The following is a 17,785-nucleotide window of genomic DNA, read 5'->3' on the forward strand; positions in this document are numbered from 1 at the left end:
GCGCGGTGTGCGCTCATCGGGGGGTCGGGACGGTGGCCAGCACCGAGTCGAGCACGGCGTCGGTGGTCACGCCCTCCAGCTCCGCCTCGGCCCGCAGCCGCACCCGGTGGCGCAGCGTCGGGCGGGCCAGGGCCTTGACGTCGTCCGGGGTGACGTACTCGCGGCCGGTGAGCCACGCCCAGGCCTTCGCGGCGGCCAGCAGCGCGGTGGCGCCGCGCGGCGACGCCCCCAGCTCCAGCGACGGCGACACGCGGGTCGCGCGGCACAGATCGACGATGTACGCCAGCACGCCCTCGGCCACCGCGACCTGCTGCACCGCGGCGCGCCCGGCGGCCAGGTCGGCGGCGGTCGCGACCGGCTGGACCCCGGCCTCACGCAGCCTGCGCGGATCGAAGCCCTGGTGGTGCGCCCGCAGCACGCCCAGCTCCTCGTCCCGGGTCGGCAGCGGCACCGTGAGCTTGAGCAGGAACCGGTCCAGCTGCGCCTCGGGCAGCGGATACGTGCCCTCGTACTCGATCGGGTTCTGAGTCGCGGCGACCAGGAACGGGTCGGGCAGCGGCCGCGCCTTGCCCTCGACCGACACCTGCCGCTCCTCCATGACCTCCAGCAGCGAGGCCTGGGTCTTCGGCGGCGTGCGGTTGATCTCGTCCGCGAGCAGCAGGTTGGTGAAGACCGGCCCCTCCCGGAACTGGAACTCGGCGCTGCGGGCGTCGAAGATCAGCGACCCGGTGACGTCGCCGGGCATCAGATCCGGGGTGAACTGGACGCGCTTGGCATCAAGATCGAGAGCCGCCGCGATGGTGCGGATGAGCAGCGTCTTGGCCACGCCGGGCACCCCCTCCAGCAGCACGTGGCCACGCGCCAGCAGGGCGATGACCATACCGGTCACGACGGCGTCCTGCCCGACGACGACCTTGGCCACCTCGGCACGCAGGCGGCCGAGCGCGGCCCGGGCCTGCAGCGTGGCGGCCTCCGGCGAGCCTTCGATCAGCGGGGCGGCGATGTCGGTCACCGTGGCTCTCCTTCGGATGCGGCTTCGGATACGGCGTCCGGCGCGGGTGGCTGCGTGGTGGTGGCGCCGGCTTCGGACGCGGCGTCCGGCGCGGGCGGTCGCGTGGTGGTGGCGCCGGCTTCGGACGTGGCGTCCGGCGCGGGTGGTTGGGTGGTGGCGGCGCTGGTTTGGGATGTGGCGTCCGGCGCGGATGGTTGCGTCGTGGCGGCGTCGACCAGCTGCTCCAGGTGGGCGGCCGCGGCGACCAGCTCGGCGTCGTTCGTGGGTGCCGGCCCGAACAGGACGTGCCCGACCGTCGCGGGCGGCCAGCCGCTGCTCGCCGCGACCGCCTCGATCAGTGCCGTGTGCTCCACGTCGGGGTCGAGCCGCAGCCGGCGGGCCAGCCGGGCCAGCGCGGCGTCGCGCAGCACCTGCAGCGCCTCCGGGCGGGCCCGGGCGCGCTGATACAGCCGGCCGCGACCCGACGCGGTCTCGCTCGAGCGCACCACGACCGGCAGCGGCTCGACCACGGGGCCGCCGAGCCGCCGGGCCCTCGCCACCGCGAGCATGGCCACGCCGAGCACGAGCAGGGCGACGGTGGGATACACCCACTTCGGGAACGCGACCCAGAGCGGGTTGGGCGGGTCCTGCGGAGGCTGCGCATTTCCCGGGTCGCCGCCGGCGGCGGGCGGCACCGGGCGCGGCGGCGGGCTCTTGCCCTCCACCGGGAAGTCCGTGTTCTCCGGCTCGCCGGGCTGGATGGGGCGCAGCGAGGGCGGCGCGGCCGGCGCGCCCTTGAGGCCGGGGTCGTCGGTCACCAGCGGCGGGGGCTCGCGCCGGTGCAGGTCGAGCCAGATCAGCCGCGGTGCGCCGGTGAGCAGCGCGGTGGCGAGCTCGGCGTTGCCGTGCTCGCCGATCCGGTCGTTGCGGAACGGGTCCGCGGAGCCGACGACGGTGACGGTCACGGCCTCCCGCCGGTACACCACCAGCGAGTCGTCGTAGCAGCGCGAGATCTCCTCGCCGAGGCCGGACAGGACCGGCCCGTACCGCGTGCGCACCACGGCCGCCTGCCCGGCCCGGGCGGCGGGCGCGTAGTCGCAGCCGGGCGCGGCGACCTTCGCGGAGTAGTTGCGCCGGGCGGCGCCGAACGGCAGCTGCCCGTCGGCGATCGTCGAGGTGCCGGGCTCGACGACGACCACGCGCGTGGAGGCCGGCAGGAGCTTGAGCATGCGCAGGTAGTACCTGTGCATCAGCTCCGGAGTGGTGATCAGCAACGTGGCGTCGCCGCTGTACGCCGCGACCAGCGCGTCGGAACTGTGGTGCTCCGGAATGATCGTGACGCCCGCCGCGCGCACCCGGCCGGCGAGGTCGGCGGCGCCGATCGCCGCGTGGCTTTCCGGCGACAGGTAGTCGGCGTCGGTGCGGCCGGGCTGCTCGAGCCGGTAGAGCACGGCGCCGACCAGCAGGACGAGGATCGCGGCCACCGGCGGGACGACGAGCCGCAGCCAGCGCCGGCCGCGCGGTCGACGCGGGGCTTTCGGGCGGGACACGCCCGGGTTGTCCGAGCTGTCCGAGCTGCTGCCCGGTCCGTCACCGGCGGTGCGCGTCGGCGTCGTGGTCGTCATCGGGCCACCACCTGCCCGAGCTCACCGGCAAGCTGCCGCATGCGATGGTCGTGCTCGGCGGTGGCGGGGCGTTCGGCGTACCAGATATCGGAGAAGATGCCCGCCGCGGCGCGCATCGGCGCCTCGACGGCCGGCTCGGCGGCGCCCGCCGCCCGCGCCAGCTCGGTGACGGTCATGCCCGGCCGGTGCTCCAGGACGCGGCGCTCGACGAGGCCGCGCACCATCGCCCGTAGCCGCTCGCGCACGGCCTCGGCGTAGCGGCCCTCGGCGGCCAGGCGGTCGGCCAGCGACGCGAACACATGCGCGGGCAGCTCCGGCACCTCCTCGTCGTCGGCCGGCCCCTCGGGCTCCTGCTCCTCGTCCGGCCCGAGGTCGACGTCGAGCTGCTCGTTCTGCTCCTTTTCGCCGCGCTGCCGGCCGAACCGCAGCCGGGGGAAGCGCCTGGGCACCCAGCGCGGATAGAAGTAGTAGAGCAGGCCGAAGACCGCCGCGGCCGCGACCAGGATGATGCCGGCCAGCGGCACGCCGATGAGATCGTCGACGGCCTGCAGGAACTGCGCCCACGCCCTGGTCATCGCACCGCCGCCCCGAGGATGACGGATCGGGCCAGGTCGATCGGGCGGCCGAGGCGGCGCAGGCGGCCGATCGCCACGTCGAGGCCCTCGACGCGCATCCGGACCTCCAGGTAGAGGACCGCGTCGATGCAGGCGAGCGTGGCGTAGGCGACGGCGTCGATCAACGCCCAGATCGCGATCATGGCGAACGTGAAGCCAGTCTCGCCGTTGCGCAGCCAGATCTCCAGCACCGCCGCGCCGCCGAGGCCGAGCGCGGTGCGGATGGCCACCCAGCTGACGTATCCGCCCAGCCGGATGGCGGCGCCGCGCAGCCCCCGCCCCGCGAGCTTGAACGAGCGGCCCACCGCCCGCAGAGGCCCGATCCGGTCCACGACGAGCGCGGGCGCGGCGAGCCCGAGCAGGCCGAACACCAGCAGCCAGGGGAGCATCACGAGCAGCGAGGTGATGAGCAGCAGTGCGGCGGTCACCGCTGCGAGGACGAGCAGCGCCGGGCCGCGGCGCAGCACCTGGCCGAGCAGGGCCCGGGCGCGGGCGGGCCGGCCGAGCAGCCCGGGCCCGGCCGCGGCGCCGGCGAGGCCGCCCAGCAGCGCGAGGATCGTGCCCTCGGCGGTCACCCCGATGCAGAAGACCAGCCAGGACTCGCCGATGTGGGGCCAGTTGAGCCAGAAGTACGGCAGCTTCATGTGGCTCCAGGAGCGCAGCGGGAAGAGCAGGGCCTGCTCGCAGGCGGCCAGGACCAGCGCCGCGCCGAGCAGCAGCGGCGCCTGGGCGCGCAGCAGCGACACCGCGGCGTCCAGCAGCTCACCGAAGGTGAGTGGGCGCATCGGTATCACGGCTCGGGTCTCCTCCACGCGGACACCGTAGTAGGCGACAGCGACTCCGGAAGCCCTGGTCACGCAGAGTTGTGTGATCGACACGATCGGACGCGAAAATTTCAAGATCGGTGGTCGGGTTCCCACGTGTGGGCGCCGAGGTGAAATATTGGACCGCATGAGAGCCCGTGTCCTGGTGGTCGACGACGACCCCGCCCTCGCCGAGATGCTCGGCATCGTCCTGCGCAGCGAGGGCTTCCTGCCCTCCTTCGTCGCGGACGGTGAGCGCGCTCTCGGCGCTTTCCGGGACACCCGCCCCGACATCGTCCTGCTCGACCTGATGCTGCCTGGCATGAGCGGGATCGACGTGTGCCGGTCCATCCGGGCCGAGTCGGGCGTGCCGATCGTGATGCTCACCGCCAAGAGCGACACGGTCGACGTGGTGCTGGGCCTGGAGTCGGGTGCCGACGACTACGTGATGAAGCCGTTCAAGCCCAAGGAACTGGTCGCCCGGATGCGGGCCCGCCTGCGCCGCGGCGAGGACGTCGCACCGGAGCTGCTGACCATAGGGCCACCGGGCAACCAGATCACCATCGACGTGCCGGCGCACACCGTCATGCGCGACGGCGACGAGGTGAAGCTGACCCCGCTGGAGTTCGACCTGCTGGTCGCCCTGGCCCGCAAGCCGCGCCAGGTGTTCACCCGCGAGGTGCTGCTCGAGCAGGTCTGGGGCTACCGCCATGCGGCCGACACCCGGCTGGTCAACGTCCACGTGCAGCGCTTACGTGCCAAGATCGAGCCCGATCCCGAGAAGCCCGAGATCATCCTCACGGTCCGCGGCGTCGGCTACAAGGCCGGGACCGGATAAGCCTTGATGGTGCGCATCGACCCGATCATTCTGCGGGCCCGCCAGCTCCGGCCCCGGCGGCTCGTTCCGCAGGCCGTGAGCCGGCGGGTGCGCCGGCTCTGGGCGGTCGTCCGCCGGCAGTGGCGCCGCTCGCTGCAGTTCCGGGTCGTCGGCATCACGCTGTCGCTGTCCGCCGCCCTCGTGCTGGCCTTCAGCTACACGGTGGCGTCGCTGATCAGCAACAGTGTCCTGCAGAACAAGATCGATCAGTCCAAGTCCATGGTCGACAACGGCGCCGAATACGCCACGCGCGAGCTGTCGGGCTTCACGCAGGCCGACGACCCCAGCCTGCCGCTCGCGGTGGACAACGTGGTCACCCAGCTGTATGGGTCGACGAAGAACCAGCAGGCCCAGGTCATCATGCTGCGGCGCAACGGCGGCCTGAGCGCCGTCTGGCCGCCGCAGAAGAGCGCGCAGGTGATGAACGACCCCCAGGTAAGCGGCATGCGCTCCTCGGTGGTCGGGGCCAAGGCCGGCACCTACCAGCAGATCGCGACGCTGGACATCGGCGACGGTTTGCAGAAGTACCTCGTGATGGGCACCCCGGTCGCGGTCGGCGCCGAGCCGATCGAGCTGTACTACGTCATCCCCCTCAACAATGAGGACGAGCTCGTCCGGTTCACCGGCGCGGTCGTCACCGGCACCGGCATCGCGCTCGTCGCGCTGCTCGCCCTGATCGCGGCCATGATGACCCGCCTGGTGGTGACACCGGTGCGGGTGGCGGCGCGCACCGCGCAGCGGCTCTCGGCCGGCCTGCTCGACCAGCGCATGGTGGTCCGCGGAGAGGACGACCTGGCGCGGCTCGCCGGGGCGTTCAACCAGATGGCCGCCAACCTGCAGCGCCAGATCGTGCGGCTGGAGGAGATGTCGCGCCTGCAGCGGCGGTTCACCTCCGACGTCTCGCACGAGCTGCGCACCCCGCTGACGACCGTGCGGATGGCCGCCGACCTGCTGTTCGCCTCCCGCGACGAGTTCGACCCCGCCGCCGCGCGCAGCGCCGAGCTGCTGCAGGCCGAGCTCGACCGGTTCGAGGGCCTGCTGACCGACCTGCTGGAGATCAGCCGGTTCGACGCCGGGTTCGCCGCGCTCGACGCCGAGCCCACCGACCTGGTGGCGGTGGTGCGCCGGGTGACCGACCAGCTCGCCGCGCTCGCCGAGCGCTGCAAGGCCGAGCTGACGGTCGTCGTGCCCGACGCCGAGATCATCGCCGAGGTCGATCCCCGCCGCGTGGAGCGGGTCCTGCGTAACTTGGTCGGCAACGCCGTCGAGCACGGCGAGCGCCGGCCGGTGATTGTCACGCTGGCCGCCGACGCCTCGGCCGTCGCCGTCACGGTCCGCGACCACGGCGTCGGCCTCAAGCCGGGAGAGGAGAAGCTGGTGTTCAACCGGTTCTGGCGTGCCGACCCGTCACGCGCCCGGCAGACCGGCGGCACCGGCCTCGGTCTGTCGATCAGCCTGGAGGACGCCCGTCTGCACGGCGGCTGGCTGGAGGCGTGGGGCGCGCCCGGCAAGGGCGCACAGTTCCGCCTGACGCTGCCGACCCGAGGCGGCGACCGGCTTGTCTCCTCGCCCCTGCGGCTGGTGCCCGACGACGCCCGCGCCGACGAGACCGCCCTGATCGGCGAGGCCCCGTGATGCGCCCGGATCGCCTATCCCCGGCCCGGTGGCCGCTCCGGTCGTCGGCCCGATCGTCGGCCGGAACGGCCCAGCCGCGGGCGTCGACGCTGTCCGGCCTGGCCGGCCCGGCGCCGTGGCCCGCGGGCGCGCGTCGGCGCGGGGCGGCGGGCCGGACGGCGCTCGCCGCGGTGCTCGGGCTGGCGCTCGGGCTCACCGGATGCGGGCTGCCCTCGCGCACCGACCCCAGGTACGCCGGGCCACCGATGAGCGCCGCCACGGCTCAGGACGAGGCCAAGGCGCCACCGGTCCCGACCGAGGTGACCACCGCTTCCGGGCTGCTCTCGCAGTTCCTGCAGTCATCGGTCGGCGGCAACTTGAACACCGACGGTGATCAGAAGGAGACGCGGGACCGGCTGCGGCAGTTCATGACGGACGACCTGGGCCCCCAGTGGAACCCTGAGCCGGGGCTCACGATCGTCAAGGATCCGACGAAGATCGACGAGACGTCGCTCGGCAACGGGCAGTTCGAGATCAAGGTCACGCTACAGCCGATCGGCAAGCTCACCGACAGCGGCGAGTTCCAGATCAACACGCAGACGCCCGACCCGATTGCGCTGACGTACAGGGCGACGACCGTCGCCGGCGGCCAACTGCGGCTCAGTGCGGTGCCCAAGCCCGAACAGCTGTACCTCACCGTGACCGGCCTGAAGGACTGGTACGACTGGCAGCCCATCTACTTCTGGGAGCTAGGGACGGGCCACGGGAAGCTGGTGCCGGATCTGCGGTACATGCCGCGGACGCTGTTGAAGACAAGGCGGGCCGCCCAGGTGCTGAACTGGCTCAGCCACGGTCCCAGCCAGTGGTTGCAGAGCGTTGCGGCCTTCGTGCCGGAGACGTTCCAGTTCAAGGACACTCCGGTGATCGAGAAGGGCACCGTGAAGGTCAACCTCAACGGCCAGGCGACCAAGAACCTCGGAGATCTCACCTGGCTGGCACGGCAGATCCGTTGGTCGCTCTCGACCGGATCAGACCACCCGGCGGTGCGGCTGACCATCGAGAATCAGACCTACGACATCTCGTCGGACGGCTGGCTGGACGACAACGTCGCCGCCGGGCTGCCCACATCCGCACCGGACAAGTACTACGTCTCGGGCGGCACCGTCCGGGCCGTCAGCTCGGGCGGGTCGGGGCTGTTCGCCCCCGGTGGCCTCAACACCCAGGTCGTCTCCGCGGCGATCAACCGCCAGGGTTCGAAGGCCGCCCTCGTGCGCCAGATCGGCAAGGAGCAGCGGCTGTACGTCAGCTCTGACGAGGACGGCGCGCCGAAGTACGAGCAGACCGAAGTGCACGACACGCGGCTGAGCCGGCCCGCCTGGATGAACTATCCGGAGCAGCGCCTGCTGATCTCCGACGGCACGCGGCTGTGGGTCAGCACCGATGCCAGCGCGCGCAAGTTCGACCGGTTGGAGCCGAGCCTGCAGATCGGGCCGATTTCCGCCTTCGCGGTCGCACCCGAGGGGCACCGCATCGCGCTCATCGCGGACGGTGCGCTCATCGTGGCGGCACTGGAGTTCGCGAACAACGGCAAGTTGAACATCCGTTCGCCCCAGCAGATCTACACCTCGCTCCGCGACAACCAGGGCGTCGGCTGGCTCACCGAGACGACGCTCATCGTCGGCGGCGGCCCGAGCCCGGCGCCGCTCAACGGTGTGCTGCCCTACTCGCTGGTCGCGATCACGGTCGACGGCGCGGAGGAGGACGTGCTGCCGGCCGGCGCTTTCAGGCCGGCCTCGCAGCAGGACGTGAACAAGGTCGTCGTGCGGACCAACAACCCGCGGGACTCGCTGTCGTTCGCGTGGCCGACGGCCATGGTCGAGTCCAACGGGGTGGCGCGCGAGGTGTACCGGGACTCCATCGGGCCGCTGAATCTCGGCGATTCGACGCCGACCGCGTCGCCATCGGGCGAGCCGGCCAATCCGACCGCCCCGTTCTATCCGGACTACTGACGCCTCGACCCACTCGCTGGAGCCGCCTGTGTCGTTCGTCGAGCTCGTCGACGGCCTGATCGACCTCGTGCTGCCCGCGACGTGCGCGGGCTGCGACGAGCCGTCCGCGCGGGCGCTCTGCGGTCCGTGCCGGGACGCCCTCGAGGCGGCGATCCCGCAGCGGACCCGGCCCGACCCGGAGCCGGCCGGGCTGCCGCCGACGTTTGCGCTGGCGGCGTACGCGGGGTCGCTGCGGCGGGCGGTCGTGCAGTACAAGGAGGAGAACCGGCACGAGCTGACCTCGGCGCTCGGCGGCCTGCTGGCCCGGGTGGTGCTCCGGTCGCTGCCCGGCTCGGCCCCGGGCTCGGGGTTCGGCCCGGCTCGCGGCCCGCTGCTTGGCCCGGCGCGTGGCCGGACCGTTGGCCGGGCTCGCGGCACGATGTTTGGGCCGGCTCGCGGCCCGATGCTTGGCCCGATGGTCGGCCCGGCGCGTGGCCGGATGGTTGGCCCGGCGATTCGACCGGTGGCCGACCCCGTGGCCGGCCCGGTCGTCGACCTGGCGGCGAGCCCGGTGGTGCTGGTGCCAGTGCCGGCGACCGCGGCGGCGGCACGGCGGCGGCACGGGGATCACATGCTGCGGCTGGCGAGGGCGGCGGCCCGGTCCCTGCCCGGCGCGTCGATCGCCCGTCCCCTGCGCGCGCTGCCGAAGGCCGAAGACTCCGCGGAGCTCTCGGCCGCGCAGCGGGCGCTGGCGGCGCGGCGCGCCTTCGCGATCCGCCGCGAGCACGCCGCCGACCTTCGGACCCGGCTCGCCCGCACCGGCGCCACGGTTGTGCTGGTCGACGACATCGTCACCACCGGCGTCACCCTCGCGGCCGCGGCCGGGCGGCTCGCGGAGGCGGGCATCCGGGTCGACCGGACCGCCGTGCTGGCCGCCACGCAGCGCCGTGACGGGTCTGCCTCACCGCGCCGCGTGGGGGCCGCCCCGCACCGCCATGGCGAATCCGTGCAGCGCCATCGTGGGACCGCCTTGCGGCGCCCTGGTGGGGAGCGGGGAGCGGGGCGCGATGACGGGACGGCCTTGCGGGGCCGTGGTGGGGCTTGAGGGGCAGCGCCGTGGGGGGACGTTGAGCGGGGGGTCGGCGCGAGGCCATCAACCGCCCGCGTCGCCTGTGGCGGCCTCCCGCGTCTCGGCCGTCCGGGCCGCCCGCGGGCGGCCTCCCGCGTCTCGGACGGCCTTTCCGGGGGGTGGGGGTTTCGGTGCCGGGAGGCCGGGAAGACCGGACGCGGTGGGTTCCAGCGAGGAATCGTCTCGGCGGGTGAGGACGTTACGCAACGTCAGCGGTAGAACACGCGATATACCCCATTTGTACTAAAAGTAACTTCGTGCACAGCATGGGGTAATCCCTCGGGAGGGTTTCGGCGTGGGAACCGATCATTCTTCTGAACCAGGGGTGACTAGCGGCTGTCCTCGGTTTAACGTCGAGAGACGACCAATGCTCGTCACGGCGGCGCTCCCGGGTCAACCTCGGCGAGACGGCCGCGAAGGGAGGGCCTGACACCCGCTGTTTCGGTCGCGTGCCGCGTGGGCTCAGCCTCTGGGGAGGCGCGTGCCGGCCGAGTCTCAAAACCGAAACCCGAACCCTTTTGTCTTGAAAAACCCGTGGGGGAGGTCAGGAGTGGACATCGTCGTCAAGGGCCGCAACGTCGAGGTGCCCGACCACTACCGGCAGCATGTCGCCGACAAGCTGCAGAAGGTCGAGCGATACGACCACAAGCTCATCCGCGTCGACGTCGAGCTGTTTCACGAGCGCAATCCGCGCCAATCCGATCACTGTCAGCGTGTCGAGATCACGTGCTACTCGCGTGGTCCGGTGATCCGGGCGGAAGCCTGCGCCGCCGACTTCTACAGCGCCTTGGACAACGCGATCAGCAAGCTCGACAGCCGGCTCAGCCGCGCCGCCGATCGCAGACGGGTCCATCGGGGCCGGCGTGCGCCGGTCTCCGTCGCCGCGGCGACCGCGTCACTCGCATTCACGCCACCCGAGCGGTATGCCGCCACAGCACTCGCAACCAGGTCCGACACCACTCAGGCCGAGCCCGCCGGGCACGCCCGCGGTGAGGGTTTCGACCTGATCGAGGAGGGCGGCGACCAGCCCTGGCACATCGTGCGGGAGAAAGAGCACCCCGGCGAGCCGATGACCGTGGACGACGCGCTGTTCCACATGGAGTTGCTCGGCCACGACTTCTACCTGTTCAACGACAAGGAGTCCGGGCGACCGAGCGTGGTCTACCGCCGCAGGGCGTATGACTACGGCGTCATGAGCCTGGGAATGTAACAGCCGACGCGACGGGGTGGGCCCGGTGCCAGGGCCCACCCCGCGCGAGAACCCGGATGGGACCGCGCCGCCTGCGCGGAGGTGTCACGCAGGCAGCGCGCGCGTTCAGCGGCCCTGGGACTGCAGGAACAGGTCCCGGGCCAGCACCGCTGTGTCCGCGTAGTCGGCGAAGAGGCCGTCCAGGCCGGCGGCGAGGAAGGTCCGGACCTCCTCGAGGATGTTGCCCCACGCGTTGGGGTCGTCGCCCGTGCGCAGGTTGAGCGGCAGGAACTGGTTCTCGTTGCGGAACGTCCACGAGTGGACCTTCAGGCCGCGGGCGTGGGCGTTGTGGATCAGCGCCGTCGGCTGCAGCAGGTTGCCGGCCGCGTCGCGGGCGATGACCAGGTTCTTCGTGGCGCCGACGCCGTCGGTGAAGGCCTTGAGGTAGTCCAGGCCCGCCGGGGTGGCGAGGTCGGCCCAGGTGCGCGGGTCGCCGCTGGTCTTGAAGTCGAACGGCTGGCCCGCGGCGTCGAGCAGCACCACCGACGGCGTGTCGACCAGGCCGCGCAGCTTCTTGATGCTGGTCGGCTCGAACGACTGCAGGAACACCGCCGCGTTGCGCCCGGCCAGGCCGTTGCGCTTGAGCACCCGCGCGAGCAGCGGCTCCAGCTCCAGGCCGATCGAGCGGAAGTACGTGGGGTGCTTGGTCTCGGGGTACACGCCGATCGTGCGGCCGACCCGCCGGCTCTGCTCGCGGGCGAGGTCGATGACCTCCTGGAAGGTCGGGATCTCGTACAGGCCGTTGTAGATCGTGTTGTGCGGCCGCACGGCGGGCAGCCGCTCGACGGCGCGCAGCGTCTTGAGCTCGGCGAGCGTGAAGTCCTCGGTGAACCAGCCGGTGACCGCGACCCCGTCGACGGTCTTGGTGGTCTTGCGGGACGCGAACTGCGGCTTCGTCGAGACGTCGGTGGTGCCACCGATCTCGTTCTCGTGCCGGGCGACGAGCTGGCCGTCCTTGGTCGGCACCAGGTCGGGCTCGATGAAGTCGGCGCCGAGCTCGATCGCGAGGGTGTACGAGCCGAGCGTGTGCTCGGGCCGGTGGCCGCTGGCACCACGGTGGCCGATCACCAGCGGGCGGGCCGGGCGGTGGCGGTCACTGTCGGTGGCGTGGGCGGCGGCGGGGCTGACGAGGGCTGCGGGCAGGACGGCCGAACCCGCGGCCACACCCATGCCGGAAATCACTGCACGACGACGCATGGGCCATACGAAAGATGGCCCATCGCAACGTCACGTGACGCTCAGATGGCCGCCGGGCGCAGTTTGGCGAACGCAACGTTGTCGATGCGCGTGCCGTCCGGACCGGGCAGTCGCGTCAGCTGGACGGACTCCCGCGAGTAGCCGGCCGCCTCCAGCACGCGCTGGGAGGCGACGTTGTCGACGGCGGTGCCGGCGATCATCCGGTTCATGCCGATCTCGAAGCCCCAGTCGGTCACCAGCCGGGCTGCCCGGGCGGCGTAGCCGTGCCCGCGCGCCTCCGGCGCGAGGCTGTACCCGATCATGGCCTCCCGCAGCAGCGGCTCGGCGTAGTAGAGCGCGATCTCGCCGAGGTAGGCGTCGTCGCCGGCCCGCCGGATCGTCATCTCCGCCCGCTGTCCGGCCAGCCACTTCGCGCCGGACTCGGCGCACTGGCGCGTGACGGCCGCCGGGTCGATGGGCTGGCCCACGACGGAGCGGCCGCTGACCTCCGGGAGGATCCGCATGTCGTACGTCACGAGGCCGTCATCCTCGGTCAACGGCCGGAGGACCACGACGCCGTCGGTGAGCCGGCCGTCCGGCAGGTCGGGCAGCGCCCGGGGGCTCGGGCCGGGCGGGTCGTCCGCCAGCCGCGCCCACACCACCGTGTCGTACCGGCTCCCGTCCCGGTTTCGCGAGGCGCCGCGCGCGATGCCCTCGCGGACGAACCCGGCCGCGATCGCCACCCGCTGGCTGGCGAGGTTGGGCAGCGCCGTCTGGAGGTACAACCGCTGGAAATCGCTTTGGAACAACTGCGCGCTGAACAGCTCCACCGCCGTCGTTGCCACCCGCCGCCCGCGGGCCGCCGGCATGACCCAGTAGCCGATCTCGGCGCCGCCGTCGCGGCCCGGCGTGTAGCCGATCGCGCCGAGGACCTCGTCGGTGTCCCGGTCAACGACCGCGGCGCGTGCGGTGTCGCCGTTCCCGATGTACGCGAGTGCGTCCGAGCGGGTGTATGGGTCCGGAAGCAGCGGGAGGTACCGCTGCGTCAACGGGTCGTTGCAGGCCTCGACGAGGTCGTCGGCGTCGCCCTCGCGCCACGGGCGCAGGGCCATGTTCACGGCAGGGTTCACGGCAGGGTTCACCGCAGGTCGCCCGGCAGCAGCGTGGCGATCCAGCCGTCGAGTCGCTTGCCGCGCTGCACGCAGCTCTCGCGCTGCACGCCCTCCACCACGAAACCCACTTTCTCCGCCACTCGGCGGGACGCCGTGTTGCCCACGTGGGCGCGCCATACGATACGGCCCAGCGCGAGGCGCTCGAAGCCGTAGACGCACGCCGCGCGGACCGCCTCCGTGGTGTACCCCTTGCCGCGCGCCCAGGGCGCCGCGGAGAACCCGACCTCGGCGGTGACCGGGTCGGTCGGGCTGATGCGCAGGTCGACGGTGCCGACGAACCGGTCGTCGCCGTCGGCGAACGCGAAGCCGGCGCCGGTGCCGCGCAGCCACATGGCCGGAAACGCGGAGCGGATGAAGTCCAGGCCCTGCGCCGGCCGGTAGTCCGGCGGGATCGAGGTCCATTCCACCGTGCCGGGGTCGCGGAACGTGGCCACGAGGTCGTCGAGGTCGCTCTCGCGCAGGGCGCGCAGCGTGCACGGGCCAGCCGGGAGGCGCTCCGGCTGGTGGCCGAACGCCCAAGCGCGCAGTGCGCCCGGGCCGCCGGGCGCGACCCAGGCCGGCGGCGTGTCGCAGACCTCGCCGGGCAGCAGGACGCCGTGCCAGCAGTCGACGAAACCGCCCGACTTCGAGGGCAGGCCGGCGCGGATCACCCCGTCGAACGCGAAGCCGATGCGCTCGGCGCTCAGCCGGGACGAGTGGTTGCCGACCTCGGCCCGCCAGACCAGCCGGCGCAGCCCGAGCACCTCGAAGGCCCAGTGCGCCACCGCGCGCCCGGCCCGCTCGGCGACCCGCCGGCCCCGGGCCCAGGGCGCCACCCAGGTGCCGAGCTCCGCGTTACGGTTGGGCAGATCGAGAGTGACCAGCCCGGCCGAGGCGAGCAGTTCACCCGTGCGGGCGTCGAAGACCCCCAGCGGCGCGGCCGTCCGGGCCGCCCACGCCGCGCGGGTGAGCGCACCCGTGTAATCCTCGGCGTGTTCGCGCAGGTAGGGGACGGGGACCATGGTCCAGCGCTGGATCAGCGGGTCCTGGCAGGCGCGGAACACGTCCTCGGCGTCGTCCGGCTGCCAGGCACGCAGAACAAGACCGTCGCCGGTGGCGAGTTCGATCGGCTCCATGAACGCCGATCCTGCCGCAAAGGTCCGCGTCAGGAGGCGTCAGGAGACGGATATTTCCGCGGTACGCCGGGGAATATGTCCGGTTTTTGCCCTTGCTGTCCGTAGAGTAGGCGGGCGGGGGCGGCGGTTCGGTCGGAAAGCCGCCTACGATGGGTCGCAGACGTTTGAGGGAGCGCTGACCCGTGTCGATTTTCGAGAAGATCCTCCGCGCCGGCGAGGGCCGGATGCTACGCAAGTTGAAGGCCGTCGCCGACGCCGTCAACTCGCTGGAGGACGAGTATGCCGACCTGACCGACGAAGAACTCGCCGGCATGACCGAGCAGTTCAAAGAGCGGCTCGCCGACGGTCAGACCCTGGACGACATCTTGCCGGAGGCCTTCGCGGTGGCCCGGGAGGCCGCCTCGCGGGTGCTCGGGCAGCGGCACTACGACGTGCAGATCATGGGCGGCGCGGCCCTGCACTACGGCAACATCGCCGAGATGAAGACCGGTGAGGGCAAGACTCTTACCTGTGTACTCCCGGCATACCTCAACGCGCTGTCCGGCAAGGGTGTACACGTCGTCACCACCAACGACTACCTCGCACAGCGCGACGCCGAGTGGATGGGGCGCGTCCACCGCTTCCTCGGCCTCACCGTTGGAACGGTGCTGCCCAACCAGCCCTCCAGCGCGCACAAGGCGGCGTACGACTGCGACATCACCTACGGCACGAACAACGAGTTCGGCTTCGACTACCTGCGCGACAACATGGCCTGGTCGCGTGACGAGCTGGTGCAGCGCGGCCACAACTTCGCGATCGTCGACGAGGTCGACTCGATCCTCATCGACGAGGCGCGCACCCCGCTGATCATCGCGGGCCCGGCCGAGCAGTCCGCCCGGTGGTATCAGGAGTTCGCCCGCGTGGTGAACCGCCTCAAGCGCGGCAAAGAGGGCGAGGCCGACTACGACGTCGACGAGTCCAAGCGCACCATCTCGGTCACCGAGCGCGGCGTCGCGAAGGTCGAGGACCAGCTCGGCATCGACAACCTGTACGAGTCGGTGAACACCCCGCTGGTCGGATACCTGAACAACGCGATCAAGGCCAAGGAGCTCTACAAGCGCGACAAGGACTACGTCGTCAACGACGGCGAGGTCCTCATCGTCGACGAGTTCACCGGCCGCATCCTGCACGGCCGGCGGTACAACGAGGGCATGCACCAGGCCATCGAGGCCAAAGAGGGCGTGGAGATCAAGCAGGAGAACCAGACCCTCGCCTCGGTCACGCTGCAGAACTTCTTCCGGCTGTACACCAAGCTCTCCGGCATGACCGGCACGGCGCAGACCGAGGCGGCCGAGTTCAACAAGGTCTACAACGTGGGTGTGGTCTCGATCCCGACCCACCGCTCGATGATCCGCCTCGACCACCCAGACGTGATCTACAAGACCGAGAAGGCGAAGTACAACGCCGTCGTCGACGACATCGTCGAGCGGCACGCCCTCGGCCAGCCGATCCTCGTCGGTACCGTGTCCGTCGAGAAGTCCGAGCTGCTCTCCCAGCTGCTGCGCCGCCGCGGCGTCGCGCACGCCGTGCTCAACGCGAAGTTCCACGCCAAAGAGGCCGAGATCATCGCGCAGGCCGGGCGCAAGGGCGCCGTGACGGTCGCCACCAACATGGCCGGCCGCGGCACCGACATCCTGCTCGGCGGCAACTCCGAATACCTGGCCAACGCCGAGCTTCGCCAGCGCGGGATCACCGAGGAGGAGAACCCGGAGGAGTACGAGAAGGCCTTCGCGGAGCTCCTGCCCGAGTTCGAGAAGCTAGCCGACCAGGAGTCGGAGGAGGTCACCGACGCCGGTGGCCTCTACGTCCTCGGCACCGAGCGGCACGAGTCGCGCCGCATCGACAACCAGCTGCGCGGCCGCTCCGGCCGGCAGGGCGACCCGGGCGAGTCCCGCTTCTACCTGTCGCTGCAGGACGAGCTCATGCGCCGCTTCCGGGCCAGCGCGGTCGAGGCCGTGATGGACCGGTTCAACATCCCCGAGGACGTGCCGATCGAGTCGAAGATGGTCACGCGCCAGATCAAGAGCGCGCAGACCCAGATTGAGGCGCAGAACGCGGAGATCCGCAAGAACGTTCTGAAGTACGACGAGGTCCTCAACAAGCAGCGCAAGGTCATCTACGCCGAGCGCAAGCGCGTGCTCGACGGCGAGGACCTCAGCGACCAGGTCCGCAACATGATCGACGGTGTGGTCGGCGCCTACGTCGTCGGCGCCACCTCCCACGGCGAGACGTCCGAGGACTGGGACCTCGAGCAGCTGTGGACCAACCTCAAGCAGCTCTACCCGGTCGGCGTCACGATCGAGGACCTCGAGGAGGAGGCCGGCGGCCAGCTCGACCCCGAGTTCCTGCGCGTCCAGCTCATCGAGGACGCCCACGCCGCATACGACCGCCGCGAGGAGGAACTCGGCGCCGAGGCCGTCCGCGAGCTGGAGCGGCAGGTTCTGCTCAACGTCATCGACCGCAAGTGGCGCGAGCACCTCTACGAGATGGACTACCTGCAGGAGGGCATCACCCTGCGGGCCTACGCGCAGCGCGACCCGGTGGTCGAGTACCAGCGCGAGGGCTTCGACATGTTCCAGCAGATGCAGGAGGGCATCAAGGAGGAGGCCGTCGGCTTCCTGTTCAACCTTGAGGTCCAGGTCGAGGAGGCCGTCGCCGAGGTCGAGGCCGACGACGAGGTGGACGGCATCCCGGCCGTGCCGCTGCCCGAGCCACACGTGGAGATCCGCGCCAAGGGCCTCGGCGGCAACCGGATGCCCCGCGCGCTGCAGTACTCCGCCCCTGCCATCGACGGCGCCGCCGGCGAGGCCGGCGTGGTGATCGAGCAGGAGCAGGCGCCGGCCCTGGGCCTCGGCAGCAACGGCGCAAACGGCTCGACGGCGGGCCAGCGTCCGTCCTCCGGCACCGCGCGCCGCTCGGGGCCCCCGGCCCCGAACACGGGCGCCCGCAAGCCCTCCCCGGGCCAGGCCGTGGCCGGCAACGGCCCGTCCCGCAACGCCCCGTGCCCGTGCGGCTCAGGCAAGAAGTACAAGCGCTGCCACGGCGCCCCGGGCGGCCCCGCCTGACGCCAGACCAACGCGAAGGGGCGGGCACCGATGAAGGCGCCCGCCCTTTTGCTTGCATCGATTCTGGACATTTCGCGCCAGTTCCCACCGGCCAATGAGCAAGCCCCCGTGACCATGCGCCAGACAACCGCGGCGCGCGGGCTTGCGTGATCACGGAGTCGAAAATAGGCCGCGGGACGGGAGAGGGCAGTCGCCGTTGCCGTGCCGGCCGTCCGGCATGGCGCAAGATCACGTGTAAAAGATGGCTGCGATCACAGCCATTTTTACACAGTCCCCAGCAGCGGGTCGGGCATCAGGCGCTCCGCGGCGTCGAGGTCGTACATCCGGC

The 17,785-nt window shown here is 71.7% G+C and carries 13 protein-coding genes; 6 read left to right on the forward strand and 7 right to left on the reverse strand.

What is annotated here, in order from left to right:
• Positions 1 to 13 precede the first annotated feature (13 nt).
• The 4 genes from ACGFI8_RS09960 to ACGFI8_RS09975 are packed head-to-tail and all read right to left on the reverse strand — an operon-like array spanning position 14 to position 4,042.
• Positions 14 to 1,003 carry an AAA family ATPase gene (locus ACGFI8_RS09960; protein WP_392802894.1) on the reverse strand — a complete coding sequence of 330 codons (990 nt, stop codon included), beginning with the start codon at positions 1,001 to 1,003 and terminating at the stop codon, positions 14 to 16.
• Positions 1,004 to 1,008: 5 nt separating this feature from the next.
• Positions 1,009 to 2,616: a DUF4350 domain-containing protein gene (locus ACGFI8_RS09965; protein WP_392802500.1), complete on the reverse strand. Its 1,608-nt coding sequence runs from the start codon at positions 2,614 to 2,616 to the stop codon at positions 1,009 to 1,011.
• Positions 2,613 to 3,191 carry a DUF4129 domain-containing protein gene (locus tag ACGFI8_RS09970; RefSeq protein WP_392802502.1) on the reverse strand — a complete coding sequence of 193 codons (579 nt, stop codon included), beginning with the start codon at positions 3,189 to 3,191 and terminating at the stop codon, positions 2,613 to 2,615. The genes ACGFI8_RS09965 and ACGFI8_RS09970 overlap by 4 nt, the downstream gene beginning before the upstream one ends.
• Positions 3,188 to 4,042, reverse strand: coding sequence for a hypothetical protein (locus ACGFI8_RS09975; protein WP_392802505.1), 855 nt, complete (start codon positions 4,040 to 4,042; stop codon positions 3,188 to 3,190). Before ACGFI8_RS09975 ends, ACGFI8_RS09970 begins: the two co-directional genes overlap by 4 nt.
• A 139-nt stretch (positions 4,043 to 4,181) precedes the next feature.
• On the opposite strand from ACGFI8_RS09975, the gene mtrA reads away from it, so the two are divergent.
• The 5 genes from mtrA to hpf all read left to right on the forward strand — a co-directional run bounded on the left by mtrA (position 4,182) and on the right by hpf (position 10,851).
• Complete coding sequence (mtrA, locus tag ACGFI8_RS09980; protein ID WP_392802508.1) at positions 4,182 to 4,871, forward strand: MtrAB system response regulator MtrA; 690 nt, start codon at positions 4,182 to 4,184, stop codon at positions 4,869 to 4,871.
• A gap of 6 nt (positions 4,872 to 4,877) precedes the next feature.
• Positions 4,878 to 6,545 carry an MtrAB system histidine kinase MtrB gene (mtrB, locus tag ACGFI8_RS09985; RefSeq protein WP_392802511.1) on the forward strand — a complete coding sequence of 556 codons (1,668 nt, stop codon included), beginning with the start codon at positions 4,878 to 4,880 and terminating at the stop codon, positions 6,543 to 6,545.
• Complete coding sequence (locus tag ACGFI8_RS09990) at positions 6,545 to 8,533, forward strand: LpqB family beta-propeller domain-containing protein (RefSeq protein WP_392802896.1); 1,989 nt, start codon at positions 6,545 to 6,547, stop codon at positions 8,531 to 8,533. The genes mtrB and ACGFI8_RS09990 overlap by 1 nt, the downstream gene beginning before the upstream one ends.
• A gap of 28 nt (positions 8,534 to 8,561) precedes the next feature.
• On the forward strand, positions 8,562 to 9,617 hold the full coding sequence (locus ACGFI8_RS09995) for a ComF family protein (RefSeq protein ID WP_392802514.1): 1,056 nt from the start codon (positions 8,562 to 8,564) through the stop codon (positions 9,615 to 9,617).
• Between the two features lie 574 nt (positions 9,618 to 10,191).
• A complete protein-coding gene (gene hpf, locus ACGFI8_RS10000; RefSeq protein WP_392802899.1) occupies positions 10,192 to 10,851 on the forward strand; it encodes a ribosome hibernation-promoting factor, HPF/YfiA family in 660 nt (219 codons plus the stop codon).
• Positions 10,852 to 10,956: 105 nt separating this feature from the next.
• Here hpf and ACGFI8_RS10005 read toward each other — a convergent pair whose 3' ends face one another.
• The 3 genes from ACGFI8_RS10005 to ACGFI8_RS10015 all read right to left on the reverse strand — a co-directional run bounded on the left by ACGFI8_RS10005 (position 10,957) and on the right by ACGFI8_RS10015 (position 14,353).
• Positions 10,957 to 12,060: a glycerophosphodiester phosphodiesterase gene (locus ACGFI8_RS10005; protein WP_392802517.1), complete on the reverse strand. Its 1,104-nt coding sequence runs from the start codon at positions 12,058 to 12,060 to the stop codon at positions 10,957 to 10,959.
• Positions 12,061 to 12,128: 68 nt separating this feature from the next.
• Complete coding sequence (locus ACGFI8_RS10010; protein WP_392802520.1) at positions 12,129 to 13,196, reverse strand: GNAT family N-acetyltransferase; 1,068 nt, start codon at positions 13,194 to 13,196, stop codon at positions 12,129 to 12,131.
• An 8-nt stretch (positions 13,197 to 13,204) separates the two neighbouring features.
• The gene (locus ACGFI8_RS10015; RefSeq protein WP_392802523.1) at positions 13,205 to 14,353 is read right to left on the reverse strand and encodes a GNAT family N-acetyltransferase; all 1,149 of its coding nucleotides are present in this window, start codon (positions 14,351 to 14,353) and stop codon (positions 13,205 to 13,207) included.
• Between the two features lie 182 nt (positions 14,354 to 14,535).
• Here ACGFI8_RS10015 and secA point away from each other — a divergent pair, with 182 nt between their 5' ends.
• Positions 14,536 to 17,457: a preprotein translocase subunit SecA gene (gene secA / locus ACGFI8_RS10020; RefSeq protein ID WP_392802525.1), complete on the forward strand. Its 2,922-nt coding sequence runs from the start codon at positions 14,536 to 14,538 to the stop codon at positions 17,455 to 17,457.
• Positions 17,458 to 17,785 lie beyond the last annotated feature (328 nt).

Origin of the sequence: Dactylosporangium sp. NPDC048998 (genome assembly GCF_043197855.1) — a bacterium.
GTDB lineage: Bacteria > Actinomycetota > Actinomycetes > Mycobacteriales > Micromonosporaceae > Dactylosporangium.